Here is a 12,814-nt window from a genome sequence, read left to right as displayed (position 1 = left end):
CTGGTCCCCCTCTCGAGGCCGCACCTTTTTATCGGCGGCCCCGCCGGACAGCCGACACGCCTCAAACGTCAGCGTTGAAGCGCGACCGCGCTTCAGGCGTATGTTGAGCATCATCCTTTCAGGAAGAGAATGCTCCGATCGTCGAGGCGGCCTCGGATAGCGCCCTAGCCGAGCCCGCTACGCGGATTGTAGGGATGTTGGTCCCGCCACTTTTCCATCAATGTCTCAAGCTCGGCATCGTTCCCGTCCGGTAGCATAATCCTGATGACGACGAAGAGGTCTCCGGTTCCACCGGCCTTTGGCAGTCCCTTGCCCTTGAGGCGGAAGGTCCGGCCGCTGGAGGTGTTTTTCGGGACCGAGAGCTCCACGGCATTGCCGAGGGTGGGGACGCGGACCTTGCCGCCGAGCACCGCCTCATAGAGCGTGACCGGCAGGTCGATCCGCAAGTCCGTGCCCTCGACCTTGAAGTGGGGGTGGGGCGCGATGTTGATGGTGATCAGGAGATCGCCGGGCGGATGGCCCTGCGCGCTCTCGCCCTGGCCCCTCAGCCGGATCTGCTGGCCCTCGGTGACGCCGGCCGGAATCTTGACGTTCAGCTCCTTGCCCGTGGGCAGCCGGACGCGCTTCTCGCCGCCCTTGACCGCCTCTTCCAGAGAGACGGACATGGCAACGTTCACGTCGAGATCGAGCCCGATCCCGCCGGTGTCGAAGTCGAACTGGGCGCCGCCCCCGGCCCCGGGCCGCGCACCCCGCATCCCACCGCCGAACATGCTGTTGAGGATATCCTCGAACGCGCCGCCGCCCGGGCTGCCACCCGCGCCGCCGCTCCGGAACGTATAGCTCTCGAACCCGCCGGGGCCCGCGCGCCCGCGCGGCCCGCCGCCCCCCGGAAAGCCCTGGAAGCGCGGCTTGCCCTCGGCGTCGATCTCGCCGCGGTCGAACTGCTTGCGCTTGTCCTCGTCGCCGAGAATCTCGTTGGCCGAGTTGATCTCGGCGAAGCGCTCGGCAGCCTTCGGGTCACCCTTGTTGCTGTCGGGATGATGCTTCTTGGCAAGCTTGCGATAGGCGCTCTTGATGGCGGCAGCGTTGGCGCTCCGCGGCACCCCCAAGACCTCATAGGGGTCGCGCATCCGTCACGTCTCCTTCACGGAATCGAATTGTTCAAAGGGCTCCCCGCCCCACCTGCGGATCATGTGGGGAGAGAGTGGCATTTTTGCAACTAGGGCCCGCGCCGGATCCTAGCTCCGCCACGGCTTTAGCGTATGAATCTCCCAACGGCCACGGCTGCTTTGGCAGCCGGCGCCCTGGAGCCAGCTTTCGGTATTGCCGTTGACGTAGCTCGCCAGGAAGTCGCGGCACTTGCGGCCGTCTTCCGCGGCATAGGACTGTGCGATCGGGGTGACCGAGCCGCGCGCCCCGGTCTCCGGATTCTCCCAGTGCTGGCTGGAATCCTTGTCGCCCTTGCTGAGGACGTCGGAGGCGGCGTTGCGGGCGAAGGCGAGATCGGTCTCGGTCGGCGGGGCGTCCTTCGCCGGCCGCGCGATCGATCCGGTCAGGTCGCTGTCGTCGGCCTTGGCATAGGCACTGCTGTCGTTGCGCGAAAAGCTGCAACCGCCGGCACCAAGCCCGATTAGAATCATCGTCATGACGAAGCCGGACGGACGGATCACCGATAGGCCAACGCGTCCCCATGCCCTATATAGGGCGGTAGCGGACAATAGCGCGTTTTGGGCCGCGGGACGCAACTCGGACTCCAGACATGACCGACACGACCTCGATGAAACACCAGACACCCTTAACATCCGGTGATTTCACCGCCGCCGACGAGCCATTTGCGTTGTTCGAGTCCTGGCTCAACGAGGCGATCAAGAGCGAGCCGAACGATCCGAACGCAATGGCGCTCGCGACCGTCGACCCCGACGGGCTTCCCGACGTGCGCATGGTGCTGATGAAGGGCTTCGATACCGAGGGTTTCGTCTTCTACAGCCACATCGCCAGCCAGAAGGGCCGCGAACTCGCCGCAAATCCTAAGGCAGCATTACTTTTTCACTGGAAGTCGCTGCGCCGGCAGGTCCGCATCCGCGGCAACGTGACGCCGGTGACCGACGCCGAGGCCGATGCCTATTTCGCCACCCGCCCCAAGCAGGCCCAGATCGGCGCCTGGGCGAGCAAGCAATCCGAGGCGCTGGAGAGCCGCTTCGCCTTCGAGCAGGCCATCGCGAAAGTCGCGGCCAAATACGTCATCGGCGAGGTGCCACGGCCGCCGGGCTGGAGCGGCTGGCGCATCGCGCCGGTGCGCATCGAGTTCTGGCACGACCGCCCATTCCGCCTGCACGACCGCATCGAATTTCGCCGTGACGCGGCCGGCCAGAAATGGTCCAAGACGCGGATGTATCCTTGAGCCTTGTCTTTAGCTTTGGGCCGACCTGAAAGATGTCCATGCCGCATTCGTCCAATGTGCCGCGTCGTACGCTGCTCCTGACCGGGGCCAGCCGCGGCATCGGCCATGCCACCGTGATCCGTTTCTCCTCGGCCGGCTGGCGCGTCATCACCTGCTCACGGCATCCTTTCCCGGAGGACTGCCCGTGGGACGCCGGCCCCGAGGACCATATCCAGGTCGACCTCGGCGATCCCGAGGATACGGCGCGCGCGATCACCGAGATCCGCCGCCGGCTCGAGGGCGGCACGCTGCATGCGCTGGTCAACAACGCCGCGATCTCGCCGAAGGGCGTGGGCGGCGCGCGGCTCGGCTCGGTCGACACCGACCTTGACACCTGGACGCACGTCTTCAACGTCAACTTCTTCGCGCCGATCATGATGGCGCGCGGACTGATCGAAGAGCTGAAGGCGGCCAGGGGATCGGTCGTGAACGTCACCTCGATCGCGGGCTCGCGCGTGCATCCCTTCGCGGGCGCCGCCTACGCGACGTCCAAGGCCGCGCTCGCGTCTCTGACGCGCGAGATGGCTTCCGACTTCGGCCGCATCGGCGTGCGCGTCAACGCGATCGCGCCGGGCGAGATCGACACCTCGATCCTGTCGCCCGGCACCGAGAAGATCGTCGAGCAGCAGATCCCGATGCATCGCCTCGGCACGCCCGACGAGGTTGCCAAGATCATCTATGTGCTGTGCACGGACACCAGTTCCTACGTCAACGGCGCCGAGATCCACATCAACGGCGGCCAGCACGTGTAGTCCCTTCTCGTCATTGCGAGCGCAGCGAAGCAATCCAGAGTCTTTCCGTGGAGTGATTCTGGATTGCTTCGTCGCAAGGGCTCCTCGCAATGACGGAGTATGGAGTGACAGCTTGGTTCTTGACGCTGTCATTCCCCGCGAAAGCGGGGAATCCAGTACGCCGCGGCCTCTCGATTCAGTCACTGCCGCTTCGGCGTACTGGATCGCCCGGTCAAGCCGCGCGATGACAGCGAGTTTGTGGCTGCAGACACGGCTTCGCATTCTCGCGGCGTCTTTCGCCCGAGCTTTGCTTGATCTCTCCACCCTCGAAGCCAAGAGGGCGCAGGGAAGGCCGGGTGCTGACCTGGCACCCGCGGTCCGCTGCGCGAAAAGCACACGCAGGAAGAACCGCACAGCAGCATACAGGTGTAGCCAATCACTCGGCCTTCCCTGCGCGATGGTCGGACGGCGTATGCCGAGCTCTCCCGGGAGCCGAGTTCCTTCTGGCCTCCCTCACGCTTGCGAAAGTCGCCGGCACCGCGCCGGTTGACGCAGATGCCGCATCCGCAAGAGCTTGACCGTAGCAACGACGGCCAGGACCACACGGTTTTGCCGTACGCACGGCCCGCCATTTCGCCGCAGTTTTCCCAGCCCTGTCGACGGAGCCGGAAACTTACAGGCGAGACAAACCTGACAGCGCCGTCCGTCCGCACGAAGCCCTGGGCTCACGGAGAGCAATCCGCCCTGCCCTGGCTGTTCGCGCCCGACGCTGCTGCGTCCACCGCAAGCCCAGCTCGCGAAACATGACGACCACACGATCGCCCCTCAAGGATGAGCCGGGATGGGCGACACATACGACAAATCCGAATTTCGGTAAAGTGGAATATATTTGCGCCAGCCTCTTGACTCTTGACAGCGGTTGTTCTCGTCGCGGTGTTTTGCAGGACGGACAAACGTGACCATTTCTAGACACGCTCAATTCAGCGCAAAATTTCAGCGTTGCATGTTTTCTTGTTTACAACCTCCATAATCGAACTTAGTTCTGATGAGACCAGTCGTCTCTAACGAAGCAAATGCTTCGAGGACGTGATCGTGGATTCAAATTCTCGCCACCTCCCATAATTCCCCTGCCCATGGGCCCGCGGCCGAGTATACCGGGAGGCGGTGGAGGACGGATCATGCCTTTCCCCGTGCCACTCATGTAGGAGCATCCAATGCTTTGTGTTTTGCAAGTCGAAGGACACAATCTGGAGAATGCCATATCCCAGCATTTCGCCGCGTCGTTCTATCGCAAGGATGTCTCGAGGGACGGGCGTGACCTGCTGTTCTACGACGTCGCCGACGCGTCGAATAGATCAGAGCTATCGCTGCATATTCGGCAGTTCATCGACCAGAATAAAGCGGCGCTCGCATATGCGCTTCAGCATCCTGAAGACGTCGAAATGATGAACCTGGATATCGGCATCGTGATGGACGGACCGCTGTCAAAGTCGATAAGTCTCGATCGCGCGCTTGTTGCGGAATTGGGCAGATACGGGATCTCGGTGTCGGTCTCCGCCTATCAGGGAGAAATTGTCCTGAGCGATGACCAACCTTGACAGAACGCATTCGATGGCAAGCCGATTGCAATGCTTGCAGAGTTCGGCACCCAGTTTCGGTTTCAGCTTATCAAGCTTTGCCAAGCGAAGAATAGGCGGTGCAATTGCGGCGACAGTCCACGAATTGCGGTGAGAGCGCCCTCAATCGGCGCCTGCCAATTTGAGTGTGCTGCGCGACGTCGGAGAGCATTTCGCTTCGTCCGACCGCGACGGCGCCATCGCCGAGACCATTGTCTCGACGGCGCAGATCGTGAAGCGCTAGCTGATTTGCCGAAAGACGGAAGCAAGGCGATCCAGACAACGCCGCCGCAAGACCTGGATCGCCCGCCTTCCTTCCGTTCCTCAATCGAGTCGAATCCGACGCGACCGTTCGCGCAGCCGCGGGGCGGCGGCGTTCAATGCAGTCGAGCAGTCGTCGTCGTTTTCGCCGTCGAGCAGCGGAGCACCACAGTGTCGGCACAGGCGTGCCGACAACGACGGCGCCTTGCCGCTCGTCACGACCTGACGATAGTTCGCCAGATCGATGACGTTGCGGGGCGTCGTTATGTGTTTTTCAACCATGGCTGTTCCTCGCGGCTAACACGCTGCTTATCGCAGACAAGTTTCGCGCAAACGTTCAGCCCACCGCTCAAATTTTACCGGAGGAATTGGGGCACAGCGCACACATCACGGCAGCGCCTCAATCCCGCTCTATTCTGCGACACGATCGACCGTGTCTTTGCGAACCGCGTAAGGTCTCGGTAGCTATCTTCCGAGAGCGCGGGAGATCAGAGCCACTTCTTCCACTTGAAGATCCAGTACGGGACGATTGCGGCCACCAGCATCATCACCAGCGCCATCGGATAGCCGTGGATCCATTCGAGTTCCGGCATCACCTTGAAATTCATGCCGTAGATCGAGGCGATCAGCGTCGGCGGCATCAGGACAACAGCCATGACCGAGAACAGCTTGATGATGTTGTTCTGCTCGAGATTGACGACGCCGAGCATGGCGTCGAGCACGAAGGTGATCTTGTTGGAGAGGTAGGATGCGTGATCGGTCAGCGAGCCCACGTCGCGCTGCATGGTCTTGAGCTGCTCGCGCATGTCCTTCGACCATTTCACGCCTTCCACCACTGCGGACAAGAAGGTCACGACGCGGCCGATCGACACCAGGCTCTCCCGAACCTTCGAGGTCAGATCGCCCTTGCGGCCGATCGAGATCAGGATCTGGGAATATTGCTTGGCGTGGCCGTGGCGCTCACTCTCGGGTTCGAAGATGTCGTGCGAGACCTGATCGATCTCGGCGCCGCAGCGCTCCAGAATGTCGGCGCAGCGGTCGATCACGGCGTCCAGGAGTTCCATCAGCACCATCTCGCCGGTGATGGAAGGCGTGCAGGAGCGACCGAGCTTGGCCTCGACCAGGGCGAATGGCTTCGGCAAATCGTAGCGCACCGTCACCAGGCGGTGGTCGCCGAGGATGAAGGTCACTGCCGTGGTCCGGGGCATGTCGGTATCGGAGTGGCACATCAGCGTCGCGGTCATGTAGCGCGCGCCGCTCTCGATATAGAGCCGGCTGGAGATCTCGATCTCCTGCATGTCTTCCCGGGTCGGGATGGCGATGCCCGCCAGCCGCTCCACCGCCTTGTCCTCGGCCGCGCTCGGGTTGACGAGGTCGATCCAGACCGCGCTCTCCGGCAGCGCGGTGAGATCTTCGATGACAGCCTTCTTGAGAGAGGCCTCGGAGGGAACAAACACCGAAAACATGACGACTCCAGAGCACCTGCGACAGAATGACAGCCCTTAGCGCGATTCTGACAAGTTCACGATGACAACCGGATTAACGAAGCGTTGGTATTTGCGGCGGGGGCGCGGCTCAACTGTGGCGCGAAATCGACAGTTCGGAGTCCCCCTGCCGCAAAATCCGCACAGCGCCGCAAAACTTGCTGCAGAAAAGCCACAGCTGGGGTCTTGCAGCGCGGGATAAGGGCTTCAGTGCTGGAATTGTGGCAGATTTCAACGATAATGGGATTAACGGAGTCGAGGAACTTGGGCGCTAAGCTCAGGCCTTCCGCACGGTATTGTTTTGATTGGAACCAAACCATGTCGTCGCTGAAAGTTAAATTGGGGATCTTGGCCGCTGGCCTGATGCTGTCGGGCTGCATGCAGGCCACGCATTTCGAGGCGACCGACACCAAAGCCTTCAAGCCGAAGGATAAGGAACTCCTCGCTAAGGTCCGGTATGAAAATACCCCGGTCGCAGAGCCGTTCCGCCGCGCCATCGTCGAGTATCACCGCAAGGAATCGCCGGGCTCGATCGTGGTCGATTCCGACAACCACTACCTCTATTACGTGCTGGAGGGCGGCAAGGCGATCCGCTACGGCATCACCGTTGGCGAAGAGGCCATGGCCTGGTCCGGCATTGCCAAGGTTGGCAGCATGACCGAGTGGCCGGCCTGGCATCCGACGCCGGGCGAGATTTCGCGCCTGGGCGTGCCGACCTATGTCGCGCCGGGTCCGGACAATCCGATGGGTTCCCGCGCCATGTACCTCTACTCGGGCGGCAAGGACACGCTGTTCCGCATCCACGGCACCAACCAGCCGGAATATATCGGCGCCTCGATCTCGTCGGGCTGCATCCGCCTGACCAACGAGGACGCGATCGACCTCTACAACCGCGTCAAGGTCGGCACCATCGTCGTGGTGCTCGAGCCGAAGCATGGCGACTCGCCGTATAATTCGCGGCTGGCGCTCGGCAGCAGCCAAACCGGCCAAGCCGGCAGCTACTGATCGCATTCCGATCTCTGACATCCAAAAGCGCCGGTCTTACCGGCGCTTTTTTGTTGCCGGCTTGTGCGACCGGGCTTTGTTGCCATCAGCAGACGGCTTGTCCGCAGGTGCAGGAGGGTTCTCCGCCGCCCCTTCGTCGGCGTCCTCCTTGCCGTCGGGCTTGGCCGCGATCTCGCGCGGCGGCGCCTCCTCGGGGCGCTCCGCCGGCAGCAGCGGGGCGACCTGCGGCAGCGGATCCCACACGTTCCACTGGCAGATCCGGTAGTCATTGCGCCGCTGCGCCAAATCGAGGTGGATGTGGTCCTCGTGGTACCAGTCCGAGCCCGGACCGAGCACGGTGGAAAAGCGCGCGCACACCGAATGCAGCACGCGCTCGCGCACGTCGCGCGACATGGCGCGGTCGGTGAGGCCGATCGACTGCCCGTTGGCGAGCTTGATGGCGCGGACGTCGAGGGCGTTGGCCTTGCCGTGCTCGGACAGCATCGCGCCGACGACGCGGTTGCGGCCACGGCACTCGAAACTGTCGAAATTGTCGAGGTCGCTGATGGTCGAGCCGAGGCTCGCAGCCAGCGGCACCATGTCCTTGCGCACCCAATCGGCGACCGCGGACGCCATGGTGCAGCGGAGGATCGCCGCCGGCTTGACCGCCACCTTGCGCTTGTCCGGCAGCACGATGGCCTCTAGCCGCACCAGATCCTCACCGCCGCAGGCGCCGGGGCCGCGGATATCCGGAATCGACGGCGCGATCGCGATCTCCTCGGTCAGCGCCAGCCGGCAGGCCGAGGCCTGCTTCTCGGGCGGCGGCGCGGCCTCGGCGGGCTTGTCGGCACTTGGCTTGTCCTCGGATGGCTTGCCTTCAGCTTCCGGCGCGGCCTCGTCCGAGGCCTTCGGGGCCTCTTCGGGGCGCGGTTTTGGCAGTGGAATCTTGGCGTGACGAACGGCTGCGCGCGGTCGTGGTGTACCAAGGCCGAAGATATCCCATGCCGCAGGATATTTCCGCGCCTCAGCCCTCTCGGCGAGCACAAGCGACAGCGCGAGCGCGGCGGTAACCATTGCCGCGCCGGTGGACATATAGCCGCGACAAGACCATTTGCGGCGAAAGTCCGGCAGGCTAAAACTCATCACAATTGTTTGGTCCAAGGCTGAGAGCGATAACGCGCCCAGCGACTTCTCGAAGGAACGTCAGAATGCTCGGTTTGATGCAAGATTGGCCCCTGCTCTGCCACCGGATCATCGAACACGCCGCCAGGATTCATGGCAAGCAGGAGGTGGTCACGCGCTCTGTCGAGGGGCCGATCCATCGCACCAACTACGCCGAGATCCACCAGCGCGCGCTCAAGGTCTCGCAGATGCTGGAGCGCGACGGCATCAAGCTCGGCGACCGTGTCGCAACGATCGCCTGGAACACCTGGCGCCATCTCGAGGTGTGGTACGGCATCATGGGGATCGGCGCCATCTGCCATACCGTCAATCCCCGCCTTTTCCCCGAGCAGATCGCCTGGATCATCAACCATGCGCAGGACCGCATCGTGATGACCGACATCACCTTCGTTCCGATCCTGGAGAAGATCGCCGACAAACTTCCGAGCGTGGAGCGCTATGTCGTGCTCACCGACAAGGCGCATTTGCCGGAAACCACGCTGAAGAATGTGGTCGCCTACGAGGACTGGATTGCGCAGGCCGACGGCAAATTCAAATGGAAGGACTTTGACGAGAACACGGCAGCCGCGATGTGCTACACGTCGGGCACGACGGGCGACCCGAAGGGTGTGCTGTATTCGCATCGCTCCAACGTGCTGCACGCGCTGATGGCCAACAATGTCGACGCGCTCGGCACCAGCGCCTCCGAGACCATGCTGCCGGTGGTGCCGCTGTTCCACGCCAACAGCTGGGGCATCGCCTTCTCCGCGCCCTCGCAGGGCACCAAGCTGGTGATGCCCGGCGCCAAGCTCGACGGCGTCTCGGTCTACGAGCTGCTCTCGACCGAGAAGGTGACGCACACTGCGGGCGTGCCGACGGTGTGGCTGATGCTGCTCCAGCACATGGCCGCCAACAATCTGAAGCTGCCCGACCTGAAGATGGTGATCTGCGGCGGCTCGGCGATGCCGCGCTCGATGATCAAGGCCTTCCTCGACATGGGCTCGAACGTCCGCCACGCCTGGGGGATGACCGAGATGAGCCCGATCGGCACCGTCGCGGCGCTGAAGCCGCCGTTCCAGAACGCGACCGGCGATGCCAGGCTCGACGTGCTCCAGATGCAGGGCTATGCGCCGTTCGCGGTGCAGATGAAGATCACCGACGATGCCGGCAAGGAGCTGCCCTGGGACGGCAAGACCTTCGGCCGCCTCAAGGTCGCCGGCCCAGCCGTCGCCAAGGCCTATTACCGGCTCGACGCCAACATCCTCGACGAGGAAGGTTTCTTCGACACGGGCGACGTCTCGACCATCGACGAGGACGGCTACATGCGGATCACCGACCGCTCCAAGGACGTGATCAAGTCCGGCGGCGAGTGGATCTCCTCGATCGATCTCGAAAACCTCGCGGTCGGCCATCCGGCCGTGGCCGAAGCCGCCGTGATCGGCGTGTTCCACCCGAAATGGGATGAGCGGCCGCTCCTGATCGTGCACCTCAAGCAGGGCCAGCAGGCCACGCGCGAGGACATCCTGAAGTTCATGGACGGCAAGATCGCCAAGTGGTGGATGCCCGACGACGTCGTCTTCGTCGAGGGCATTCCGCACACCGCGACGGGCAAGATCCTGAAGACGGAGTTGCGCGACCAGTTCAAGGATTACCGCTTCCCAAACGCGGCGGCGTAAGGCGGTGCCACCCTCCCCTGGAGGGGGAGGGTCGGCTCACATGGAGCGAAGAGCAATGTGAGACGGGGTGGGGTGATTTCTCCACACGGGCACCGCCTCAGTTGAGAGGCCGTCACCCCACCCCGCTCGCGCTTCGCGCGATCGACCCTCCCCGCGGGGAGGGTGAACGACCCTTGAATTTGCCCTCCGGCCGTGGTCTCAACGCCTCATAGCCGCGCCAGATCGGCCGGCGCCGCCCGCAACACCCGGCAGAGCTCACCCGATGGCCCGCAGGTTTTCCGCTCCCTATCAGTCGGAGCCCGTGTCCAGCCTCGCGAGCTGGGCGCGTAATCTGGCCGTGTTCGCGGTGGTGGCGGTGGTGGTCTCGATCATCATCGTCCGCTTCGACTTCCTGGAGATGAAACCGGCGCTGATGGCCTTCTTCGGCGGGCTCGCGATCGCCGGTCTGTCGATCCTGTTCGGGCTCGCCGGCTTTGCCGCGATCTGGCAGAACGGCTCGCGCGGCATGGCGCGCATCCTGCTCGCTTTCCTGATCGATGCGCTGATCCTCGCCTATCCCGCCTATCTCGGCCTGCAATATCGCAAGCTGCCGGCGATCCACGACATCACCACCAACCCGATCGACCCGCCGCGCTTCGACGCGTTGGCGCCCATACGCACCGGCGATGGCACCAACACCGCGGTCTATGCCGGCCTCTATTCGGCCGAGCAGCAGCGCCAGTTTTATCCCGACATCGAGCCGATCGAGCTGGAGATCCCGGCTGACCGCGCCTATGCGATCACGCGCCAGCTCGTCAACAAGCGCAAATGGCTCGTCATCGACGAGCGTGCGCCGCAGCCGCCGCGCCGTATCGGCCGCATCGAGGCGGTCGCGCGCACGCCGATCATGGGGTTCCGCGAGGACATCTCGATCCGGGTCGTGCCTGATGGCGATGATTCCCGCGTCGATATCCGCTCCGCCTCGCGCTATTTCGAGAGCGACCTCGGCAGCAACGCTGCCCGCGTCAAGAAATTCATTGATGATCTCAACACCGCCGCCGATGCCGATGCGCTCAAGCCGGTGAAGAAGACGCCGGTCGCGCCGCCAAAGGCGCCGGCAAAGACGGTGAAGAAGTGACGCGCTAGTCTAGCGCACGATGAGATTAAGCTCGGCCAGCTTGCTCCGGATCACCTCTCCCCAGCGGGGAGCAACTGTGTTGAAGTAGCCCGGCGATCGGCCGGCCTCAAGGCTGGCGCTTGCGCGCCACCGCCTCCGGCGGCTGACGGCCTTGACCCCGTCCGCTCACCGGTCTTCAGGCCGTGCATGCGCTCGGCGGAAGCCGAGCGGAGTCGCTCACTTCGTACCGACTGGCGTCCCATTTCTCACCGCGCGCGATCATAACGTTGAGGATCACGATCAGCTTGCGCATACAGGCAGTAAGCGCAACCTTCGGCTCTTTGCCTTTGGTGATCAGGCGATCGTAGAAGGCCTTGAGCACGGGGTTGTGCCGTGTCGCAGCTCCCATACACGCCATGTAGAAGAGATTGCGGACTTTGCGGCGCCCGCCCTGGATATGGCGGATGCCTCGACGCTTGCCGCTGTCGTGATCGTAGGGCGCAGCCCCCAGCAACGCCGCAGCAACTTTGTTGCTCATCTGGCCGAGTTCCGGCATCGACCCGATGAGCCCGGCGGACGTGCTCCCGGCAAGACCCGGCACGCTCTCGATGATCTCGGCGAGCTCGGCAAATCGCGGCGTGGCCTTGATCAATGCTGCGATCGCGGCTTCGAGCTTGGCAATTTCGGCGGCGATCTGCTTTCGCAGGCGATCCTGCATCTTCCGCACGACGTCAGGTGTGGAATGCTCCCTCCTGTTTTGCAAGCTGGTCTGCGCGTCGATCAGAGCCTGGCGCGCAGTCACGATCTGCGCCAGCTTCTCACGTGCCGCATCGTAGGTTTGGCCTCTTGCCTCGATGAAGGTCTCGGTGAACCAGGCGATCATCGCCGCATCGATCGGATCGTTCTTGGCGAGTCGTCCAGCCGATTTGGCGAAGTTCCGCACCCGCTTTGGGTCCACGACCAGGGCTTCGATACCAGCCTCGCGCAGCGCCTTGGCCCACTCCCGCTCATAGCCGCCGGAAGCCTCCATGGCTGCCTTGCCGACTTTGTGCTTGCGAAGCCAGCGGATCAGTGATCGCCGTCCCTCTGGCGTGCTTGGGAACGTCTGCCGTAGCGACAACGAGCGAATGCACGCATCCACCTTGTCCTTGGCCACATCGAGACCGACGACAATCAGCTCATTCTGTGCCATCGTCCACTCCCTTCCTTGCTCGGTTCGGGCTCCAAGCCCTTGCAACTGTTCGGGTTGAGGAAGACACCGGATCTGTCCCTCGCTCCCCGACAGGCTCGAGGCCTTTGAGGTCGGACGGGCTCAGATCCAGCGACGGGCGGTTGGTCAGAACCGCCCGTTCGCACATCCTGGCA

Annotated in this window: 12 protein-coding genes; 6 read left to right on the top strand and 6 right to left on the bottom strand. The window is 63.3% G+C overall.

The genetic code is table 11. From position 1 onward, the window contains the following. Nucleotides 1–164 precede the first annotated feature (164 nt). A complete protein-coding gene (locus BLV07_RS31155; RefSeq protein ID WP_091893598.1) occupies nucleotides 165–1,130 on the bottom strand; it encodes a DnaJ C-terminal domain-containing protein in 966 nt (321 codons plus the stop codon). Between the two features lie 108 nt (nucleotides 1,131–1,238). After that, the gene (locus tag BLV07_RS31150; protein ID WP_164934631.1) at nucleotides 1,239–1,646 is read right to left on the bottom strand and encodes an RT0821/Lpp0805 family surface protein; all 408 of its coding nucleotides are present in this window, start codon (nucleotides 1,644–1,646) and stop codon (nucleotides 1,239–1,241) included. Nucleotides 1,647–1,759: 113 nt separating this feature from the next. Between BLV07_RS31150 and pdxH the strand changes: the two genes are divergently transcribed. From pdxH to BLV07_RS31130, 3 genes are all read left to right on the top strand, one after another. Continuing rightward, nucleotides 1,760–2,401 carry a pyridoxamine 5'-phosphate oxidase gene (pdxH, locus tag BLV07_RS31145; RefSeq protein ID WP_091893596.1) on the top strand — a complete coding sequence of 214 codons (642 nt, stop codon included), beginning with the start codon at nucleotides 1,760–1,762 and terminating at the stop codon, nucleotides 2,399–2,401. 38 nt (nucleotides 2,402–2,439) lie between these two features. Next, the gene (locus tag BLV07_RS31140; protein WP_091893736.1) at nucleotides 2,440–3,192 is read left to right on the top strand and encodes an SDR family NAD(P)-dependent oxidoreductase; all 753 of its coding nucleotides are present in this window, start codon (nucleotides 2,440–2,442) and stop codon (nucleotides 3,190–3,192) included. A gap of 1,193 nt (nucleotides 3,193–4,385) precedes the next feature. Beyond that, nucleotides 4,386–4,769 carry a hypothetical protein gene (locus BLV07_RS31130; protein WP_143035535.1) on the top strand — a complete coding sequence of 128 codons (384 nt, stop codon included), beginning with the start codon at nucleotides 4,386–4,388 and terminating at the stop codon, nucleotides 4,767–4,769. 342 nt (nucleotides 4,770–5,111) lie between these two features. Here BLV07_RS31130 and BLV07_RS31125 read toward each other — a convergent pair whose 3' ends face one another. Then, the gene (locus tag BLV07_RS31125) at nucleotides 5,112–5,330 is read right to left on the bottom strand and encodes a hypothetical protein (protein ID WP_091893592.1); all 219 of its coding nucleotides are present in this window, start codon (nucleotides 5,328–5,330) and stop codon (nucleotides 5,112–5,114) included. Nucleotides 5,331–5,536: 206 nt separating this feature from the next. Next, nucleotides 5,537–6,514 (bottom strand): magnesium transporter CorA family protein, encoded by a 978-nt coding sequence (locus tag BLV07_RS31120; protein ID WP_091893590.1) that lies wholly within the window; start codon nucleotides 6,512–6,514, stop codon nucleotides 5,537–5,539. Between the two features lie 336 nt (nucleotides 6,515–6,850). Here BLV07_RS31120 and BLV07_RS31115 point away from each other — a divergent pair, with 336 nt between their 5' ends. Beyond that, nucleotides 6,851–7,537, top strand: a complete 687-nt coding sequence (locus BLV07_RS31115) for a L,D-transpeptidase (protein WP_091893588.1) — start codon at nucleotides 6,851–6,853, stop codon at nucleotides 7,535–7,537. 36 nt (nucleotides 7,538–7,573) lie between these two features. Here BLV07_RS31115 and BLV07_RS31110 read toward each other — a convergent pair whose 3' ends face one another. Next, nucleotides 7,574–8,659 (bottom strand): extensin family protein, encoded by a 1,086-nt coding sequence (locus BLV07_RS31110; RefSeq protein WP_091893586.1) that lies wholly within the window; start codon nucleotides 8,657–8,659, stop codon nucleotides 7,574–7,576. A gap of 65 nt (nucleotides 8,660–8,724) precedes the next feature. Here BLV07_RS31110 and BLV07_RS31105 point away from each other — a divergent pair, with 65 nt between their 5' ends. Together BLV07_RS31105 and BLV07_RS31100 are read left to right on the top strand one after the other, a co-directional pair. After that, on the top strand, nucleotides 8,725–10,353 hold the full coding sequence (locus BLV07_RS31105; RefSeq protein ID WP_091893584.1) for a fatty-acid--CoA ligase: 1,629 nt from the start codon (nucleotides 8,725–8,727) through the stop codon (nucleotides 10,351–10,353). A 262-nt stretch (nucleotides 10,354–10,615) separates the two neighbouring features. Further along, complete coding sequence (locus BLV07_RS31100; RefSeq protein ID WP_091893582.1) at nucleotides 10,616–11,470, top strand: DUF1499 domain-containing protein; 855 nt, start codon at nucleotides 10,616–10,618, stop codon at nucleotides 11,468–11,470. Between the two features lie 175 nt (nucleotides 11,471–11,645). Here BLV07_RS31100 and BLV07_RS31095 read toward each other — a convergent pair whose 3' ends face one another. Beyond that, a complete protein-coding gene (locus BLV07_RS31095) occupies nucleotides 11,646–12,641 on the bottom strand; it encodes an IS110 family RNA-guided transposase (RefSeq protein WP_091892429.1) in 996 nt (331 codons plus the stop codon). Nucleotides 12,642–12,814: the final 173 nt, after the last annotated feature.

This window comes from Bradyrhizobium sp. Rc2d (assembly GCF_900099855.1).
Classification (GTDB): Bacteria; Pseudomonadota; Alphaproteobacteria; order Rhizobiales; family Xanthobacteraceae; genus Bradyrhizobium.
The sequence above is the reverse complement of the archived record's forward strand: the minus strand, read 5'-3'. Positions and strand labels throughout refer to the sequence as shown.

What these genes read in the sequence shown, in the direction of transcription:
- BLV07_RS31150 (WP_164934631.1), bottom strand. Translation starts at nt 1,646, where the DNA reads ATGACGATGATTCTAATCGGGCTTGGTGCCGGCGGTTGCAGCTTTTCG.
- BLV07_RS31155 (WP_091893598.1), bottom strand. Translation starts at nt 1,130, where the DNA reads ATGCGCGACCCCTATGAGGTCTTGGGGGTGCCGCGGAGCGCCAACGCT.
- BLV07_RS31100 (WP_091893582.1), top strand. Translation starts at nt 10,616, where the DNA reads ATGGCCCGCAGGTTTTCCGCTCCCTATCAGTCGGAGCCCGTGTCCAGC.
- BLV07_RS31105 (WP_091893584.1), top strand. Translation starts at nt 8,725, where the DNA reads ATGCTCGGTTTGATGCAAGATTGGCCCCTGCTCTGCCACCGGATCATC.
- BLV07_RS31125 (WP_091893592.1), bottom strand. Translation starts at nt 5,330, where the DNA reads ATGGTTGAAAAACACATAACGACGCCCCGCAACGTCATCGATCTGGCG.
- BLV07_RS31130 (WP_143035535.1), top strand. Translation starts at nt 4,386, where the DNA reads ATGCTTTGTGTTTTGCAAGTCGAAGGACACAATCTGGAGAATGCCATA.
- BLV07_RS31120 (WP_091893590.1), bottom strand. Translation starts at nt 6,514, where the DNA reads ATGTTTTCGGTGTTTGTTCCCTCCGAGGCCTCTCTCAAGAAGGCTGTC.
- pdxH (WP_091893596.1), top strand. Translation starts at nt 1,760, where the DNA reads ATGACCGACACGACCTCGATGAAACACCAGACACCCTTAACATCCGGT.
- BLV07_RS31110 (WP_091893586.1), bottom strand. Translation starts at nt 8,659, where the DNA reads ATGAGTTTTAGCCTGCCGGACTTTCGCCGCAAATGGTCTTGTCGCGGC.
- BLV07_RS31095 (WP_091892429.1), bottom strand. Translation starts at nt 12,641, where the DNA reads ATGGCACAGAATGAGCTGATTGTCGTCGGTCTCGATGTGGCCAAGGAC.
- BLV07_RS31115 (WP_091893588.1), top strand. Translation starts at nt 6,851, where the DNA reads ATGTCGTCGCTGAAAGTTAAATTGGGGATCTTGGCCGCTGGCCTGATG.
- BLV07_RS31140 (WP_091893736.1), top strand. Translation starts at nt 2,440, where the DNA reads ATGCCGCATTCGTCCAATGTGCCGCGTCGTACGCTGCTCCTGACCGGG.